General features: G+C 66.5%; 18 protein-coding genes. 14 read left to right on the top strand and 4 right to left on the bottom strand.

From position 1 onward, the window contains the following. Positions 1-31: 31 nt before the first annotated feature. Genes A5759_RS14770 through A5759_RS14740 form a run of 7 tightly spaced genes read left to right on the top strand, consistent with a single transcriptional unit; the run spans position 32 to position 7,707 of the window. Positions 32-1,069: an MCE family protein gene (locus A5759_RS14770; RefSeq protein ID WP_068199192.1), complete on the top strand. Its 1,038-nt coding sequence runs from the start codon at positions 32-34 to the stop codon at positions 1,067-1,069. After that, positions 1,059-2,120, top strand: coding sequence for an MCE family protein (locus A5759_RS14765; RefSeq protein WP_066841043.1), 1,062 nt, complete (start codon positions 1,059-1,061; stop codon positions 2,118-2,120). Before A5759_RS14770 ends, A5759_RS14765 begins: the two co-directional genes overlap by 11 nt. After that, positions 2,117-3,559: an MCE family protein gene (locus tag A5759_RS14760; protein WP_064419357.1), complete on the top strand. Its 1,443-nt coding sequence runs from the start codon at positions 2,117-2,119 to the stop codon at positions 3,557-3,559. The genes A5759_RS14765 and A5759_RS14760 overlap by 4 nt, the downstream gene beginning before the upstream one ends. Then, positions 3,556-4,716: an MCE family protein gene (locus A5759_RS14755; protein ID WP_064419358.1), complete on the top strand. Its 1,161-nt coding sequence runs from the start codon at positions 3,556-3,558 to the stop codon at positions 4,714-4,716. Before A5759_RS14760 ends, A5759_RS14755 begins: the two co-directional genes overlap by 4 nt. Beyond that, on the top strand, positions 4,717-6,462 hold the full coding sequence (locus A5759_RS14750) for a virulence factor Mce family protein (protein ID WP_064419359.1): 1,746 nt from the start codon (positions 4,717-4,719) through the stop codon (positions 6,460-6,462). Positions 6,463-6,496: 34 nt separating this feature from the next. Beyond that, positions 6,497-7,189, top strand: a complete 693-nt coding sequence (locus A5759_RS14745) for a hypothetical protein (protein WP_064419360.1) — start codon at positions 6,497-6,499, stop codon at positions 7,187-7,189. Continuing rightward, the gene (locus A5759_RS14740) at positions 7,189-7,707 is read left to right on the top strand and encodes a hypothetical protein (RefSeq protein ID WP_064419361.1); all 519 of its coding nucleotides are present in this window, start codon (positions 7,189-7,191) and stop codon (positions 7,705-7,707) included. The genes A5759_RS14745 and A5759_RS14740 overlap by 1 nt, the downstream gene beginning before the upstream one ends. A 20-nt stretch (positions 7,708-7,727) precedes the next feature. Here A5759_RS14740 and A5759_RS14735 read toward each other — a convergent pair whose 3' ends face one another. The 4 genes from A5759_RS14735 to A5759_RS14725 all read right to left on the bottom strand — a co-directional run bounded on the left by A5759_RS14735 (position 7,728) and on the right by A5759_RS14725 (position 10,141). Further along, positions 7,728-9,191 (bottom strand): trehalose-6-phosphate synthase, encoded by a 1,464-nt coding sequence (locus tag A5759_RS14735; protein WP_064419362.1) that lies wholly within the window; start codon positions 9,189-9,191, stop codon positions 7,728-7,730. Next, complete coding sequence (locus tag A5759_RS25955) at positions 9,192-9,356, bottom strand: hypothetical protein (protein ID WP_090279904.1); 165 nt, start codon at positions 9,354-9,356, stop codon at positions 9,192-9,194. 51 nt (positions 9,357-9,407) lie between these two features. Then, on the bottom strand, positions 9,408-9,764 hold the full coding sequence (locus A5759_RS14730) for a hypothetical protein (RefSeq protein WP_064419363.1): 357 nt from the start codon (positions 9,762-9,764) through the stop codon (positions 9,408-9,410). A gap of 98 nt (positions 9,765-9,862) precedes the next feature. Further along, positions 9,863-10,141 carry a hypothetical protein gene (locus A5759_RS14725; protein ID WP_231984641.1) on the bottom strand — a complete coding sequence of 93 codons (279 nt, stop codon included), beginning with the start codon at positions 10,139-10,141 and terminating at the stop codon, positions 9,863-9,865. A gap of 331 nt (positions 10,142-10,472) precedes the next feature. Here A5759_RS14725 and A5759_RS14720 point away from each other — a divergent pair, with 331 nt between their 5' ends. The 7 genes from A5759_RS14720 to A5759_RS14690 all read left to right on the top strand — a co-directional run. Then, positions 10,473-11,405 carry an enoyl-CoA hydratase gene (locus A5759_RS14720; RefSeq protein WP_064419365.1) on the top strand — a complete coding sequence of 311 codons (933 nt, stop codon included), beginning with the start codon at positions 10,473-10,475 and terminating at the stop codon, positions 11,403-11,405. A 43-nt stretch (positions 11,406-11,448) separates the two neighbouring features. Next, a complete protein-coding gene (locus A5759_RS14715) occupies positions 11,449-12,285 on the top strand; it encodes an SDR family oxidoreductase (protein ID WP_064419366.1) in 837 nt (278 codons plus the stop codon). A gap of 44 nt (positions 12,286-12,329) precedes the next feature. Continuing rightward, positions 12,330-13,856: a CdaR family transcriptional regulator gene (locus tag A5759_RS14710; protein WP_064419367.1), complete on the top strand. Its 1,527-nt coding sequence runs from the start codon at positions 12,330-12,332 to the stop codon at positions 13,854-13,856. Positions 13,857-14,006: 150 nt separating this feature from the next. After that, positions 14,007-15,272 (top strand): FAD-binding oxidoreductase, encoded by a 1,266-nt coding sequence (locus A5759_RS14705; protein WP_064419368.1) that lies wholly within the window; start codon positions 14,007-14,009, stop codon positions 15,270-15,272. Between the two features lie 126 nt (positions 15,273-15,398). After that, complete coding sequence (locus A5759_RS14700) at positions 15,399-15,887, top strand: GreA/GreB family elongation factor (RefSeq protein ID WP_066841243.1); 489 nt, start codon at positions 15,399-15,401, stop codon at positions 15,885-15,887. A 20-nt stretch (positions 15,888-15,907) separates the two neighbouring features. Then, the gene (locus A5759_RS14695) at positions 15,908-16,393 is read left to right on the top strand and encodes a GreA/GreB family elongation factor (RefSeq protein WP_064419369.1); all 486 of its coding nucleotides are present in this window, start codon (positions 15,908-15,910) and stop codon (positions 16,391-16,393) included. Positions 16,394-16,569: 176 nt separating this feature from the next. Then, positions 16,570-17,315 (top strand): cbb3-type cytochrome c oxidase subunit I (locus A5759_RS14690; protein WP_369816210.1); only part of this gene is annotated, 746 nt, incomplete at its 3' end.

Below are 17,315 nucleotides of genomic sequence, written 5' to 3'. Positions count from 1 at the left end.
GGGACGCTTGCGCGAAGAAGCGGAGGCCCTGATGCGCGGCGACAAGACGTTGCTCAGCGTGAGCATCTTCACCGTGGTCATGCTCCTGGTGGCCGCGATGCTGGTGGTTGTCTTCGGCGAATTCCGGTTCACCGCGGAGAAGGGCTATCACGCGACCTTCACCGACGCCTCCAGGTTGAAGGCTGGCCAGGACGTTCGGATCGCCGGTGTCCCGGTCGGTACCGTCGGTGACGTCAAGCTCAACCCCGACAACACGGTCGATGTCTCCTTCGATGTCGACAAGCGCTACCAGCTCTACACCTCGACGCGCGCGGTGGTCCGCTACGAGAACCTGGTGGGGGACCGGTATCTCGAGATAGCCTCCGGGCCCGGCGAACTGCGAAAGTTGCCGGCCGGCAGCACGATTCCCAAGGAGAACACCCAACCCGCGCTCGATCTAGACGCGCTGCTGGGCGGCCTTCGGCCGGTGCTCAGGGGTCTCGACGGTCAGAAGGTCAACGAGGTCAGCAACGCGGTGATCGAGCTGTTGCAGGGCGGGGGCGGTGCGCTGTCGAACCTGTTGTCGACCACCAGTGCGTTCGCCCAGAACCTGGCGGCTAGAGACCAGCTCATCGGTGACGTCATCGGCCACCTGAACACCGTGCTGGCGACCGTCGACGAGAAGGGTTCGCAGTTCGACGCCAGCGTCGACCAACTGCAGCAGCTCATCACGGGTCTGGCCGAAGGCCGCGATCCGATCGCCGGTGCCATCGAGCCGCTCGCGTCGGCGGAGAATGATCTGACCGACATGCTGCGGAAGTCACGCAGGCCCGTCCAGGGGGTCATTGAGAACGTGCGACCTCTGGCGCAGCGGCTCGACGAGCGCAAGGCCGATGTCAACAAGACGATCGAGCCCTTGGCCGAGAACTATATGCGGCTCAACGCTCTTGGCGCCTACGGTTCGTTCTTCAGCATCTTCTACTGTTCGACACGATTGAAGGTCAACGGTCCTGCGGGCAGTGACATCCTGATTCCGCTGGGTGGTCCGCCCGATCCGTCGAAGGGGAGGTGCGCGCCGAATGTCGAGTAGAGCCGGTGATTCGAATCCGTTGCGCAAGGGCATCTTCGGGATCTTCCTGGTGGCATGCCTGGTGCTGGTGTCGTTCGGCTACAGCAGCCTGCCGTTCTTCCCGCAGGGCAAACCCTACGAGGCGTACTTCAGCGACGCGGGCGGCATCATCCCTGGCAACGACGTCAACGTGTCGGGCATCAAGGTCGGCAAGGTCACCGTTGTCGAGCTGGCAGGAGACGCGGCCAAGGTGCTGTTCACGGTCGACCGTGACATCAGGGTGGGCGACCAGTCGATGGTCGCGATCAAGACCGACACGGTGCTCGGTGAGAAGTCGTTGGCGGTGACTCCGCAGGGAACGGGTGAGGCGACGGTCATTCCGTTGGCGCGCACCACGACTCCGTACACGTTGGCCACGGCGTTGCAGGACCTCGGGCAGACCGCGGGCGAGCTGGACAAGCCGCGGTTCGAGCAGGCGCTGCAGGCGATCACCGACTCGCTCCGCAACGCCACCCCGCATCTGCGGGGTGCGCTGGACGGGGTGGCGAACCTGTCGCGCAGCCTGAACAAACGTGACGAGGCGCTCGCGCAGCTGCTCGGCCACGCCAAGCGGGTCTCCGACACGCTGGCGCGGCGCGCCGGACAGGTGAACCAGCTGATCGTCGACGGCAACCGGCTGTTCGCCGCGCTCGACGAACGGCGCCAGGCGCTGAGCAATCTGATCGCCGGCATCGACGATGTGTCAGAACAGCTTTCCGGTTTCGTCGCCGACAACCGCCGTGAGTTCAGGCCCGCGCTGGAGAAGCTCAACCTGGTGCTCGACAACCTCCTCGAGCGGCGCGAACACATCAGCGAAGCGCTCAAGCGGCTGCCGCCGTACGCCACGACGCTCGGCGAGGTGGTCGGGGCCGGCCCGGGCTTCCAGGTCAACCTGTATGGGCTGCCGCCCGCACCCCTGGCTGAAGTGCTGCTCGATTCCTACTTCCAGCCGGGAAAGCTTCCGGACAGCCTTGCCGACTATCTGCGCGGGTACATCTCCGAGCGCCTGATCATCAGGCCGAAGTCACCGTGACGCAAGCGACTTCGACCTTGATCCGCAGCGGCTGGTTGCGGCCGACGCTGGCCGCCCTGCTGGTGATCACGCTCGCCGTCGGGGTGTTCCTGGTGTGGCCGACCCGGTCCGGTAACAAGGTGACGGCGTACTTCACCTCGGCGGTCGGGCTCTATCCGGGCGACGAGGTCCGCATCGTGGGGGTCCCCGTCGGCAGGGTCGACTCGATCGAGCCGCGGGTCGGCGACGTGAAGGTCACGATGACGCTGGATCACGGGATCCAGGTCCCGGCGGATGCCAAGGCGCTCGTGATCGCACCGAATCTGGTGTCGGCCAGGTTCGTTCAGCTCACACCGGCCTACACCGGTGGCACGGCGATGGCCGACGGCGCGGAGATCGGACTCGACCGCACCGCGGTACCGGTCGAGTGGGACGAGGTCAAAGAACAGCTCACCGCACTGAGCGCGCAACTCGGACCCAAACCCGGTTCGATGCAGGGCCCGCTGTCGGTCGTCGTCAACCAGGCCGCAGACACCTTCGACGGAAACGGGGACACGTTCCGCAAGGCGCTGCGGGAGCTCTCGCAGACCGCGGGCCGGCTCGGCGACTCGCGCACCGACCTGTTCGGCACAATCCGCAACCTGCAGGTACTGGTCAATGCGCTGTCGAACAGCAACGAGCAGATCGTGCAGTTCTCCAACCACGTTGCGTCGGTATCGCAGGTGCTCGCGGACAGTTCGGCGGGCCTGGACAACACGCTCGCCACGTTGAACCAGGCGCTGGGCGACGTGAGGGGCTTCCTCAACGAGAGCAACAGCGCGCTGATCGACCAGGTCACCAAGCTGGCCGACTTCACGAGCATCCTGACCGAGCGCAGCGAGGACATCGAGCAAGTCCTGCACGTTTCACCAAACGGGCTATCGAACTTCTACAACATCTATAACCCGGCCCAGGGCACCGTGGGCGGCCTGCTGACGCTGCCGAATTTCGCCAACCCGGTGCAGTTCATCTGCGGCGGCTCATTCGAGGCGGCCCCTAAACCGGACAACTTCAAGCGCACGGAGATCTGCCGGCAGCGTATGGGTCCGGTTTTCAAGCGTATCGCGATGAACTTCCCACCGCTGCTGTTCCACCCGATCAACAGCATCACCGCGTACAAGGGCCAGATCATCTATGACTCTCCCGCCACCGAGGCAAAAGCGGAAACTCCGGTTCCGTATCTGCAGTGGAATAGCGCCCCAGGTGTGACACCGCCGCAGATATCGGCGGATATGGACCTCAGTTCGCTCATGGTGCCCCCTGCGCCCGACGTGGCTCCCGGCGCCGCGCATGTCGGTGGACCGATCGTTGAAGCTCCGCTCGCGGACTCCCAAGGTTCGGCGGAGAGCCCGTCCGAGGCCGGCGAACCCGTCGCCCCCGGGCCGATGCCCGCCCCGCTGCCAGGTGGAGGTGCACCGTGATCCGCAAGATCGTGGCGATAGCGTCGCTGGCCGTGCTTCTGGCCGGCTGCTCGTTCGGCGGGCTCAACTCCCTGAACATGCCGGGCACCGCCGGGCACGGCCCCGGTTCCTACGAGATCACCGTGGAACTGCCCGATGTGTCGACGCTGCCGCAGAACTCGCCGGTGATGGTCGACGACGTCACCGTCGGAAGCGTGTCGGGTATCGAAGCCGTGCAGCGTTCCGACGGTACGTACTACGCCGCGGTCCAGTTGTCGCTGGACGAGAACGTCAACCTGCCCGAGAACGCGACCGCGAAGGTGGCGCAGACCTCGCTGCTCGGTTCGCAACACATCGAACTGGCCGCACCCGCCGACGGCCCCGGCGTCGGGAAGCTCAAGAACGGCTCGCACATCCCGCTGGACCGGACCGGCCGCTATCCGACCACCGAGGAAGTTCTGTCCACTCTCGGCGTCGTGGTCAACAAGGGCAATCTCGGTGCGCTGCAAGACATCACGGACGAGACGTACAACGCGATCGCCGGACGGCAGGGCTCGTTCGTCGACCTGATCCCGCGGCTCGCCGAACTGACCAGCTCGCTGGACCGCCAAACGAACGACATCATCGCCGCCATGGAGGGGTTGGACCGGTTCGCCGGGATCCTCGCGCGTAGCAAGGACAACCTCGGGCTGACACTCGACCGCCTACCCACGGCGTTGCAGGTGCTCAACGACAACCGCGCCAACATCGTCGAGGCCTTCACGGCGCTGCGGAGCTTCGCCACCATCGCGTCCCGTGTCCTGGAGCAGACCAAGGATGACTTCGCGGCGGATTTCAAGGATCTCTACCCGGTGGTGAAGTCCTTCAACGACAACGCGGACTATCTGATCAAGGACCTCGAATTCCTGCCGACATTCCCCTTCCACTACAAGTACTTGAGGAACGCAGTGCGTGGCGACTACCTCAACGTGTACACCACATTCGATCTGACGCTGCGGCGTACCGGTGAGTCCGTCTTCACGACGTCGTGGGGATTGGATCCGAACATGAAGCGAATGCACGAGGTAATCACCCCGCCCGATTTCATGACCGGCTCGTTGGCCAACCTTTCCGGACAGGCCGCTGACCCGTTCGAGATTCCGCCGGGCACGGCGACGCAGCACGGGGAGGGGCCCTAGATGCTGTCGCGCCTTACTCATATCCAGCTTTCGATTTTCGCGATCGTCACCGTGCTGACGGTGGGCGCGATCTCGATCTTCTATCTGCAGCTACCGGCCGCGGTCGGCATCGGCACCTACCGAGCGACCGCGAATTTCGTCGCCGCAGGCGGGCTGTACGAAAACGCGAACGTCACATACCGCGGGGTGACGATCGGCCGGGTCGAGTCGGTCGGTCTCTCCGATGACGGCGTCGTCGCCAAGATGCGCCTCAACAGCGGCACACCCGTACCGGAGAACGTGACCGCCACGGTCAAGAGCGTGTCCGCGGTCGGCGAACAGTACGTCGACCTGGTGCCTCCCGCGGACGCGTCGAGCGCCACGCTGCGCGACGGCTCCAACATCGGGGTCGATCGCACGGCGATCGGACAAGACATTGCGGGTCTGCTGGAGGAGGCGCAGGCGCTCGTCACGAGTGTCGGGGACAGCCGCATCCAGCAACTGCTGCGCGAGACCTTCAAGGCGTTCAACGGGTCCGGACCCGAACTGGCGCGGATGATCCAGTCGGCGCGGATGCTCGTCGACGAGGCCAACGCCAACTACGGCCAGGTGAATCAGCTCATCGACCAGGTCGGTCCATTCCTCGACGCGCAGATCCGCAGCGGCGACGACATTCGCTCGCTGGCCGACGGGCTGGCGCGCTTCACCACCGAGGTGGCCAACGCCGACCCGCAGTTGCGCGCGACGCTGCAGACCGTGCCCGGGGCGACGGCCGAGGCCAACGAGCTGTTCAGCGGTATCCGGCCGTCGTTCCCGGTGCTGGCCGCCAACCTGGCGAACTTCGGCCGCATCGGCGTCATATACCGCAAGTCGCTCGAGCACTCACTGGTGGTCTTCCCGGCGCTGGTGGCAGCATTGCTGACCGTGGCCGGCGGCGTGCCTGCAGACGAAGGCGGCAAGCTCGACTTCAAGATCCACCTTCAAGACCCGCCACCGTGCCTGACTGGGTTCGTGCCACCGAGCGAGATGCGCAGCCCGGCGGACGAGACGCTGCGCGAACTGCCCAAGGACCTGTACTGCAAGACGCCGCACAACGATCCGTCCGTCGTTCGCGGCGCGCGCAACTACCCCTGCCAGGAGTTCCCTGGCAAGCGTGCGCCGACCGTGCAGCTGTGCCGCGACCCGCGCGGTTACGTCCCCATCGGCAACAACCCGTGGCGTGGTCCGCCGGTGCCGCTCGGAACACCGATGGACGTGATGGAGGACGACACCCCCGAGGACGGCCGCAACATCCTGCCGCCCAACAAGTTCCCCTACATCCCGCCGCAGGTGGACCCGGACCCCGGCCCACCGGCGGTGCAGCTGCCGCCCGGCGTTCCGCCGGGTCCCGGTCCCGCGCCGCATGCGCCGTTCCCACTCCCGGTGCCGCCGAACGAGGTCCCGCCGAGCCTGCCGCCCGCGTGGCCGTTCTTCAGCCCGCCGGACCACGTGGTGCCGCCGTACGGCCGCACACCACCGCCCCCGCCGGCAGGCATCGTTCCGCCGCCTCCGGCGCCGCCTGGGTCTCCGCCACCGGCGGGTCCGCCGCTGCCCGCGGAGGCGCCACCGATGGCGACGGGATCGACCGGTCCCCGTTTCACGACATACGACCAGAACGGGCAGTTCGTCGACCCCGAGGGCGGAACTGGCGTCATCGCGGCCGCGACTGACAAACTGGCGCCTGCAGAAAACTGGGTCGATCTGATGTTGGCCCCAAGGCAGGCGTAATGACGGAGGTTCGGCTTCGGTGAGCTCGAGCGAAGTGACGAGCGAGACGGCACCGGCGCAGACCAGGTCGAGGTCGGGGCGGCGTCGGCGGGCATCGCGGGCGGCAGGCCCGGCGAGCGGTGAGTCCACGGCGACGGCCGTTCGGGTCGAGGCGCCCAAACCGGTCACGGTCCGGCTGACGAAGCCGGCGGCCCCGCCGCCCCGCAGGCAACCCAACCGCAAGCTCGTCGCGACGGTCTTCCTGGCTGCTGCCGCCGCCGCCACGGCCGTGCTGGTGGGGCTGGGCGCGTTGATGGTCGCTGCGCAGCGCGACACCGACGCGACGCTGGCGCGCGAGCAGCGCTTCGTCGACACGGCCTCGCAGCTGGTGGTGAACATGTTCAGCTACGAGCAGGACACCATCGACCAGAGCGTCGACCGGTTCGTCAACAGCACCAGCGGACCGCTTCGCGCGATGATGACCGAAGGCAACAACACCGAGAACCTCAAAATGCTGTTCCGCGACACCAACGCCAGCGCCGAAGCCGTGATCAACGGCGCGGCCTTGGAGAAGATCGACGAGGTCGCGAACAACGCCGCGGTGTTGGTGTCCGCGCGGGTCACCGTGACCGACCTGGACGGCAACAACCAGCCGTCGCAACCGTATCGGTTGCGGGTCATCGTGCACGAGGACGACAACGGGCACATGACGGCCTACGACCTGAAATACCCCGACGGTGGGAACTGATGCCCGCACCGTCAACTAGCACCAAGTCGCCGTGGACCGCGCGGATCGTCGGCGCGCTGTCGGTTCTGTTGGCAGTCGCGTTCGTGGCGTCGGCCGGTGTCGGTGGCTGGCTCTACTGGAACCGCGTGGAGCAGCGCGGCGAGCTGGCCGCGCGCAGCGAGTTGGCTCCGTTGGCCGAGCGCCAGATCCCGAAGGTGTTCGGCTACGACTACCAGACCGTGGAGCGCACGCTCAACGAGGTCTACCCGATGCTCACCCCGGATTACCGCCAGGAGTTCCGCGATCGCGCGGACAAGGACATCATCCCGCAGGCGCGCGAACGCCAGTTGGTCAGCCAAGCGCACGTCGTCGGGGTCGGCGTGCTCGACGCGCATCGTGAATCGGCTTCGGTGATGGTGTATTTGAACCGCACCGTCACCGACAAGTCCAAGGAACCCATCTACGACGGCAGCCGCCTGCGGGTCGACTATCAAAAGGTCGACGGCAAGTGGCTGATCCAGTACATCACCCCGATTTAATCGGGAGCAGGTAACTGGCTTCAGGACCGCCCGTCGGCGGACTCCGTGGAAGCCAGCGCATCGAGGAACGCCCGCGCCCACCGGTCGACGTCGTGTGCGAGCACCTGTCTGCGCAGCGCCCGCATGCGGCGCCTGCCCTCTTCCGGCGCTTGGTTCAACGCGGCCTCGATGGCGTCCTTGACACCCTCGAGATGATGCGGATTGGCCAGGTAGGCCTGACGCAATTCCGCTGCCGCACCGGTGAACTCGCTGAGAACCAACGCGCCGCCCAGATCGCTGCGACACGCCACGTACTCCTTGGCGACGAGGTTCATGCCGTCGCGCAGCGGGGTCACCAGCATGACGTCGGCCGCGACGAAGAACGCGATCAACTCCTCGCGCGGCACCGGGCGGTGTAGATAGTGCACGATCGGATGGCCGACCTCACCGTATTCGCCGTTGATGTGGCCGACCTGACGTTCGATGTCCTGGCGCATCTCGATATAGCTCTCGACCCGCTCCCGACTGGGTGTCGCAAGCTGGACGAGCACGGTGTCCTCGCGGCTGGCCCGGCCCTCGGCGAGCAGTTCCGACAACGCCCTGAGCCGGACGTCGATGCCCTTCGTGTAGTCGAGACGGTCCACACCCAGAAGGATCTTGCGGGGGTTGCCCAACTCGGCGCGGATCTCCTTGGCGCGCTGGCGGATCGACCGGGACCGTGCCTGCTGGTCGAGCGAGGTCGAGTCGATCGAGATGGGGAAGGCGCCGACCTTCACCGTGCGGAAGCCGAAACTCACCTCACCGAACCGTGACCGGACCCCGATCGTGGCTCGAGAAGTGTTGGCGCCGACCAGCCTTCGGGCCAGGATGAGGAAGTTCTGCGCACCGCCGGGCAGATGAAACCCGACCAGATCCGCACCGAGCAGGCCTTCGATGATCTCGGTGCGCCACGGCATCTGCATGAACAACTCGACCGGCGGGAACGGGATGTGCAGAAAGAACCCGATGGTGAGGTCCGGACGCAGCATGCGCAGCATCTTGGGCACCAACTGCAGTTGGTAGTCCTGGATCCACACGGTCGCGCCGTGCGCGGCGTGTTTTGCGGTGGCTTCCGCGAAGCGCCGGTTCACCACCACGTAGGTGTCCCACCACTCCCGGTGGTAGATCGGCTTGACGATCACATCGTGGTAGAGCGGCCACAGGGTCGCGTTCGAGAAGCCTTCGTAATACTTCGCGACGTCGTCGGCGGACAGCTTGACCGGGCACAGGGTCATGTCGTCCTGTTGGATCGGCTCGTCGTCGGCGTCGGGTACACCGGGCCAACCGATCCACGCCCCGCGCCGACGGCGGAGCAACGGTTCCAGGGCCGTGACCAATCCGCCCGGACTTCTCTTCCAGGTGGTGCTGCCGTCAGGTAGCCGCTCCATGTCGATCGGCAGGCGGTTGGCCACCACCACGAAATCGGCGCTGCCGGAGTCGGCCCGTGGACCGTCCCCTGAAGTCACTTACGCCTCGAGTTTCGAGGGCCCAATGCCGAGCATCGAGAGGAACACCCGGCATTCGTCGGCGTCCTTCGCGTACGCGGCGACGACGCGTCGCGCCTGGCGGGCGGTGCTGTCGGCGAGGGGTTCGACGTCGCCGAGCTCAGCGGGATCTGATTTCGCAGGCATACGACAACTGTATGCGAAAGGGAGACCGCGCCGGTCGGTTAACCCCTTTGACTAGGGGCTGTGGCTGAAGACGGGAGCCGGGGGCGGTGTCACCGTCTGCGCCTGGGCCTCCTCTGCCAGGCCGATGCAGCCGCCCTGGTTGTGGCCGATGCACGGGATGCCCATGACCTCGGGGACGTCGGGGTTACCGGGTTGTGTGGTGAACACCGAGCCGGCGTTGGGCACCGTGTGGGGTACGCAGTTGCCGGTGAACTGGTCCGGTTCCTCCCCGCCCGAGCAGCCTTGAGCCTGCGGCGCAACCGGGGCCGTGGGTGTTGCGAAGACGGAGACCACCGGTGCCGCGGCGATCGCAACCGCGAAGCCGCCGGCAAGGATCAGCCGTTGTACAGGGGACTTCAAGCTCGCCATTGTCACGCTTTCTGTAGTGATCAACCGTGCTCTTGGCAGGGATTCTATGGAAGCCGAAAGCTTTCTGCACAGCTTCGCAAAATGGCCGACCTGCCCGACTACGGGCTGGCGCTGATGGTGGAGCGAGGCTGCGCGGGTGGGCCGGCCGCGGCTTCGTCCTCGGCCAACCCCAGACAGGCCCCGGCGTTGTGCCCGATGCAGGGGATACCTTGAATCTCCGGGACATCCGGGTTCGCCGCGGTGGTTTGGAAAAGAGGCGGCGAGTTCGGGACCATGAACGGCACACACGTCATGGTGAATTGGTCTTGCTCCTCACCCCCCTGGCAGCCCTGAGCCAGTGCAGCGCTCGGTTCCGACGCGACATGCAGTGCGGCCATGGGACCTGCCGCGGCCGCGACTATGAAAGCGCCGGTGAGAACGAGTCTCCGGAGCGGGACCGAATAATTCGCCATTCCGCGATTCTAGGAGCCGATCGGTTGATTCGTGCATCTTTGCACCGTTGGCAGGCCCCGAACCGCCGAAGGTGGTTAGCGCCACGAGTGCCGGTTGGGCCGTGACAGCCTTACCCAGCAACGGAATACGCCGCACCGAAGGACGCGCGAATGGCATCTGTGAATCGACTGCCAGGTTGCTGCGGCACCGGCGATAAAGCGATGCGGGGCGCACCGTAATGTGCAGGTGGTCGAACTACAAGCGAGGTGATCCGCGATGGCGAGCCCTGATCTGACGAGCGCCGATGCCGGAGGCGGTGCAGCGCAACAGGTGACGTACGAAACCCTCGACGACGGCCAGATCGCCCGCATCTGGCTGAATCGTCCGGACGCGCAGAACGCCCAGTCCCGCACATTGTTGGTGCAGTTGGACGAGGCGTTCGGCCGCGCGGAGGCCGACGACACTGTGCGGGTGGTGATCCTGGCCGCGCGCGGCAAGAACTTCTCGGCGGGCCACGATCTCGGGTCGGAAGAGGCGATGCTGGAGCGAACGCCGGGCCCGGCTCAGCATCCGACGTTTCAATCGCACGGCGCCACCGTGCCGGCGATCGCCGAGCGCACGTATCTGCAGGAGTGGCACTTCTTCTTCGAGAACACGCGCCGGTGGCGGGATCTGCGGAAGATCACGATCGCCCAGGTGCAGGGAAATGCGATATCGGCCGGGCTCATGCTCATCTGGGCGTGCGATCTGATCGTCGCTGCCGACGATGCCAAGTTCAGCGACGTGGTGGGCGTGCGGATGGGAATGCCCGGCGTCGAGTACTACGCGCATCCATGGGAATTCGGCGCTCGGAAGGCCAAAGAGCTTCTGCTGACCGGTGATTCGATCGACGCCGATGAGGCGTACCGCCTCGGCATGGTGTCGAAGATCTTCGCGCGCGATGAACTTGAGGACAAGACACTCGAATTCGCCCGCCGGATCGCCGAGCGCCCGACGATGGCGGCGTTGCTCATCAAGGATTCGGTCAACGCCGCCGCGGATGCGATGGGCTTCACCGAGGCGCTGCGCCACGCGTTCCACATTCACGAACTCGGACACGCGCACTGGGCGGCGCACAACGAGAACCGCTACCCGGTCGGGCTGCCGCCGAATGTGCCGGACTGGCGCACACTCGGCCCGCCGAAGCCCGCCCGCCGTGACGTGCCGTGACGTATAACTAGAACCTGTTCTAGCGGTAGCGAAGGGGTTTGCGGTGGAGTTGTCCCTGACGGGTCGGACGGTGTTGGTGACGGGCGGCGGCAGCGGCATCGGTAAGGGTGTGGCTGCCGCTGTGGTGGCCGCCGGCGGTAACGCGATGCTCGTCGGCCGCAACGCCGACAGGCTGTCCAGCGCGGCCGACGAGATCAAGGCCCAGGGCGGCCCCGGTTCCGTGCTCTACGAGCCGGCCGACGTGACGAACGAGGACGAGGTGGAACGGGTCGTCGAGGCCACCACGGCGTGGACCGGCCGCCTCTACGGTGTCGTGCACTGTGCAGGTGGCAGCGAGACGATCGGGCCGATCACCCAGATCGATTCCGAACTGTGGCGACGCACCGTCGATTTGAACATCAACGGCACCATGTACGTGCTCAAGCACTCGGCGCGCGAACTGGTGCGCGGTGGCGGCGGATCGTTCATCGGCATCTCGTCGATCGCAGCGAGCAACACGCACCGCTGGTTCGGCGCATACGGCGTTTCCAAGGCGGGCATCGACCACATGATGCAGCTCGCCGCCGACGAACTCGGCGCCTCCTGGGTGCGCGTGAACTGCATCCGCCCCGGCTTGATCCGCACCGAGCTCGTCGCACCGGTACTCGAATCCCCGGAGCTCAGCGGCGACTACGCCGCCTGCACGCCGTTGCCGCGGCCCGGTGAGGTGGAGGACATCGCCAATGCCTCGCTCTTCCTGCTCAGCGATGCCGCCAGCTTCATCACCGGTCAGGTCATCAACGTCGACGGCGGTCAGTTGGTGCGGCGTGGACCCGACTACTCGTCGATGCTCGAGCCGCTCTTTGGGGCGGAGGGTCTGCGGGGAGTCGTCTCGACCTGACGAGTGAAACCCCCGCTCTCCTGACAGCGCGGTAACGTCGGCCCGTGGTCACCTTGGACCGACTGGTCAACGTGCTGGGGAGCTACGGCGTGCGCCTGCGCTTCTGCCCGATCCCGCGCTCGACGGAATTGGGCAGCGTGGTGATGCACGAGGTCACCGAGGGCCGCACGATCACCGGTGACGTGCTGCTGGCGATCGGCGCGCGAACGGTCAACGAGGCGCTGCGATGGGCGGTTTCGGCGCGCGCGATGGTGGTGTTGCTTCGAGACGGCGACAACGACACGACATTCGCCGGCATGGTCGAGGGCGTCGCGGTGATGGTCGTCGATCCGGCGGTGCCGTGGAGCGAACTCTCTGCCATCGTCTACGGGCTGGTGCTGGAAGGCCGGGAAACGGAATCCGGCCGCGGCCCAACGGATTTGTTCGCGCTTGCCGACAGCTTGGCCGAGTCGGCTGGCGGCGCGGTGACCATCGAGGACCCGCTGTCACGCGTGCTCGCGTACTCGACGATGCAGGAGAACGCCGACCGCGCCCGCGTCGCGACGATCATGAACCGGCAAGCGCCGGAGTGGTTGCGTGAATACTTCGCGTCGCAAGGCGTGTTCACCCATCTCACGTCCTCGGACGATCCGATGTTCGTCGCGCCCAACGCCGATCAGGGCCTGTCGGGCCGCACGGTGGTCGCGGTGCGGTCGGGTCGAGAGCTGATGGGTGCGGTGTGGGTCTCGTCCCCGAAGCCGTTGGTGGATCCCGAACTAACGGCGCTGACCGACAATGCCAGGACCGTCGCCCTTCACCTGTTGCGCTCGCGCGCCAGTGCCGATCTCGAACGGCAGGTCGAATCCGATCTGGTGCTGCGGCTACTCGACGGAAGTGCCGACGCCGCAGCGTCGGCCAGCAGGTTGGGGCTGTCGCAGGGGCCGGCGCGGGTCATCGCCGTGCAGGCGTCGATCGACGGTGAACGGGATGCGGCGCTGCTGCTGGCCTTCGAACGCGCGACCGCCGGCTTCGGTTGGTCGCGTCCGGGTCGCAGTGCGCTGGCGGGCAACACGCTCTACACGTTGATGCCGGGCGAACGGGTCGCAGGCGCCCGCAAGTGGGTCGACGCGTTGAAGGCAGCGCTGCCGGACCGGGTGATGGTGGTGGCCGGCATCAGCAAGGCGGCCGTGGCCGTCGACCTGCCAGCGGCACGGCAGGAGGCCGACGAATGCCTGGCGCTGCACGAGGTCGGGCCGAATGACGCCGTGCCGCCCGCCTACGACGAGTCATGGGACGAGATCCTGCTGCAGCGTCTTCGGACCGCCGCACGCGCGGGACGTACGCCAGACAGGGGACCGGTCGCCGAACTGCGCCGCCACGACCAGGACCACGCCTCCGAGTACATCCCGACGTTGCGGGCGTATCTGGAGGCGCTGGGTGATCCCGCCCAGGCAGGGCTGCGCCTGGGCGTCCACGAGAACACCGTGCGGTACCGCCTGCGCAAAATGGGGGAGATCACCGATCTGCCGCTGGAGGACGCCCGCAAGCGCCTCGCCATGATGATCGAACTCGCCGCGATCGACACCGACTGAGCCGCCACGATCGGACCGGCCCGACCAGGTCATTGTCGGATCGCCACAACGGCGACCCGGCCGATTGTCCTGCACGGGCAAGTCGGAACGCACTCGTCCGGCCGACCATGGAGTCAACGAACAGACTTTTTCAGTGATGGAGGGATGGCAATGGTCGGCGGCGAGCGGATTGACGGTGGACCGCGGTCTGCGATCGTGGTCGGCGCCGGCATCGTCGGCTTGTCCACGGCGTGGTTCCTGCAGGAGCGCGGTGTCGACGTCACCGTCGTGGACCGCAGCGGGGTCGCCGCAGGCGCCTCGTGGGGCAACGCCGGATGGGTCGCGCCCGCGCTGACGCTGCCGTTGAACTCGCCGAAGACGCTGCGGTACGGCCTGCGCTCGTTGCGTGACCGCAACGCCCCCCTGCACATCCCTTTGACCATCGACGGTGCGTTGTGGCTGTTTCTGATCCAGTTCGCCGCGAACTCTCGTTCGTCGGTGTGGAACCAGGCGGTGGCGGCCAACGTGCCGCTGAACCAGGAATGCATCGAGGCTTTCGACGTCTTGATCTCGAACGGGGTGGACGCCCCGGTGACCGACGCCCCGATCACCGCGATCTTCCGCACCACCGACGACGCCGAGAAGACGATGCGCGAACTGCGTGCCCTCGAACGCGCCGGGCAGGAGCTGTTCGTCACCGGCTTGTCCGGTGAGGCGTTGCGCGAGCAGGTGCCCCTGGCTTCGCCCGCGATCACCGCCGGCATCAACATCAACGGCCAGCGCTTCGTCGACCCTGGCCGTTTCGTGCAAGCCCTGGGCCGTGCGGTCGAGGAGCGTGGCGGAAGCATCCTGACCCATGACGTGCGGGGCGTGTTCAGTTCCGGCAACGGCGTGGTGGTGCAGCCCTACAGCGGCAAACATCTGACCGCCGACAGCGCGGTGATCGCCACCGGCGCGTGGATGTCGCGGCTGGCGGGGCACCGGCTGCGCGTGCCCGTAGAGTCCGGTCGCGGTTACTCGTTCACCGTGCCGGTGGATCGACCCATCCCCGGACCGATCTATCTGCCGGATGCACGCATCGCGTGTACGCCGTACAAGGGTGCGCTGCGAGTGGCAGGCACGATGGAGTTGCGCGATCCGCACGAACCGGCGATCCCCGAGCGCGTCGGCGCGATCGTCGACTCGGCGAGCCCACTCCTGGAGGGAGTCAGGTGGGCCGAACGCAGCGACATCTGGGTGGGTCCGCGGCCGATCACCCCGGACGGCAGACCGCTGATCGGTGAGATGTCGCGCAACGTCTACGTGGCGGGCGGGCACGGCATGTGGGGACTGGCTCACGGTCCGGTCACCGGCCGGCTCCTGGCCGAACAGATCACGACCGGCAAGCAACCCGAAGCGCTGCGGCCCTTCGATCCGCTCCGCCGCGCGGTCGCATAGGCCGAGCAAGCACACGACTTTTCTGCCCCTCGCGGGGCACGGCGAGTCGTCAGGGGCGGCGCTGCCACAGCCCGTGGCCCGCCCCTGACGGCAACACCCTTCGAGAAAGGACCGAACATGACGAGCATGACGAGCACCGACCGCGTCTGGATGACGCGCCGTGCCTACATCAAACTGCAGGCCGAACTGGCCGAGCTGAGGGCCAAACATCGACCCGAGGTGTCCGACGACGCCACCGACGATGACGCCGCCCGTACGGCGGAGGACCGAATGCGGTCCAACCGGATCCACCGGATCGAAGACCTGCTCGCGAACGCCGTCGTTGGCGAGAACCCGCCCGACGATGGCGTGGCTGAGCCGGGCATGGTCTTGACCATCCGCTACGACGACACCGGTGACACCGAGACGTTCCTGCTCGGGATCCGCGGTATCGAACCCGCCGAGATCGAGGTCTACTCGCCGCGGTCGCCGCTGGGCGTCGCGATCCTCGGCGCACGGCCGGGGGATCGGCGAACGTATGAGGCCCCCACCGGTAAGGAGTTACGAGTGACGCTCCTGGAAGCCACGCCCTACGAGGGCGCCATCGACTCGGCAGCCGGCCGACTCCCAGCTTGATTGCACGGAAGGACCGAAAAATGACAAGTGCGCAGCGGATCTGGATCTCGCGGGCGGCCTACGAGCGGTTGCAAGAGGAGCTCGCCACACTGCGCGAGCTGTGCGCGAACGCGGTCGGCGACGAAGACGCCGACGAAAACGCCAGCGCGATCAAGCGGGCACGTCAAGCTCGTATCCAGCAGATCCACGAGATGCTCATCAACGCTGTCGTCGGTGAGGATCCGCCGGACGACGGTATCGCCGAACCGGGCATGGTCGTCACGGTGCGGTTCGACGACACCGCCGAGATCGAGACGTTCCTGCTCGGCGTGCGCAGCGCCGAACACGGCGACATCGAGGTGTACTCCACTCAGTCGCCGCTGGGCGCGGCCATCCTCGGTGCCCGCCCCGGTGAGCAGCGCAGCTTCCGGACACCGAATGGAACCGAGCTGTCGGTCACGATGCTGACGGCGGTGCCGTACGGCATGCACAGCGACGACGGGACACCTGTGAACGCGGCCGGCTGACCGGCGCGGCCGCGCCGCTTCGCCGAATGGCTTTCGGTCCGCTTCGGCGCTACCTAAGATCGAGGTCACGAGATTTGGGTACATGACCCCTGGCCCCGCGCCGAAGGGAGCGTTACGTGACCGCCGAAGTGACCTCGGTTCCTCAGCTGGAGGTACGTCGCCCGTTCCCGGCCCGAATGGGCCCGAAGGGCACGCTGATCTACAAGCTCATCACCACGACCGATCACAAGCTGATCGGCATCATGTACGTGGTCACCTGCTTCGTGTTCTTCTTCATCGGCGGGTTGATGGCCCTGTTCATCAGGGGCGAGCTGGCGATGCCGGGGCTGCAGTTCCTGTCCAATGAGCAGTACAACCAGCTGTTCACCATGCACGGCACAATCATGCTGCTGTTCTATGCGACGCCGATCGTGTTCGGGTTCGCCAACCTGGTGCTGCCGCTGCAGATCGGCGCCCCCGACGTGGCGTTTCCGCGGCTCAACGCATTCTCGTACTGGCTGTTCCTGTTCGGCGGGCTCATCGCGATCGCGGGCTTCATCACCCCCGGTGGCGCGGCCGACTTCGGCTGGACGGCCTATGCGCCGCTGAGCAACGCCATGCATTCACCGGGCGCCGGCGGTGACCTGTGGATCATGGGCCTGGCCGTGGCCGGTCTGGGCACCATCCTCGGCGGGGTCAACATGATCACCACCGTGGTGTGCATGCGCGCACCCGGTATGACGATGTTCCGGATGCCGATCTTCACCTGGAACATCCTGGTGACGTCGATCCTGGTGCTGCTGGCCTTCCCGTTGCTGACCGCCGCGCTGTTCGGGCTGGCGGCCGACCGCCACCTCGGCGCGCACATCTACGATCCCGCCAACGGCGGTGTGCTGCTGTATCAGCACTTGTTCTGGTTCTTCGGCCACCCCGAGGTGTACAT

It is taken from the genome of Mycobacterium sp. 852014-52144_SCH5372336, from assembly GCF_001665615.1.
GTDB classification, from domain to species: domain Bacteria; phylum Actinomycetota; class Actinomycetes; order Mycobacteriales; family Mycobacteriaceae; genus Mycobacterium; species Mycobacterium neumannii_A.
Note: the sequence above shows the minus strand (reverse complement) of the source record. Positions and strands in the feature narration are given on the sequence as shown.

Coding starts and splice junctions, on each gene's coding strand:
- A5759_RS14700 (WP_066841243.1), top strand. CDS start 15,399: ATGACGAGCACCGACCGCGTCTGGATGACGCGCCGTGCCTACATCAAA.
- A5759_RS14770 (WP_068199192.1), top strand. CDS start 32: ATGCGCGGCGACAAGACGTTGCTCAGCGTGAGCATCTTCACCGTGGTC.
- A5759_RS14765 (WP_066841043.1), top strand. CDS start 1,059: ATGTCGAGTAGAGCCGGTGATTCGAATCCGTTGCGCAAGGGCATCTTC.
- A5759_RS14720 (WP_064419365.1), top strand. CDS start 10,473: ATGGCGAGCCCTGATCTGACGAGCGCCGATGCCGGAGGCGGTGCAGCG.
- A5759_RS14750 (WP_064419359.1), top strand. CDS start 4,717: ATGCTGTCGCGCCTTACTCATATCCAGCTTTCGATTTTCGCGATCGTC.
- A5759_RS25955 (WP_090279904.1), bottom strand. CDS start 9,356: ATGCCTGCGAAATCAGATCCCGCTGAGCTCGGCGACGTCGAACCCCTC.
- A5759_RS14695 (WP_064419369.1), top strand. CDS start 15,908: ATGACAAGTGCGCAGCGGATCTGGATCTCGCGGGCGGCCTACGAGCGG.
- A5759_RS14740 (WP_064419361.1), top strand. CDS start 7,189: ATGCCCGCACCGTCAACTAGCACCAAGTCGCCGTGGACCGCGCGGATC.
- A5759_RS14730 (WP_064419363.1), bottom strand. CDS start 9,764: ATGGCGAGCTTGAAGTCCCCTGTACAACGGCTGATCCTTGCCGGCGGC.
- A5759_RS14725 (WP_231984641.1), bottom strand. CDS start 10,141: ATGGCCGCACTGCATGTCGCGTCGGAACCGAGCGCTGCACTGGCTCAG.
- A5759_RS14705 (WP_064419368.1), top strand. CDS start 14,007: ATGGTCGGCGGCGAGCGGATTGACGGTGGACCGCGGTCTGCGATCGTG.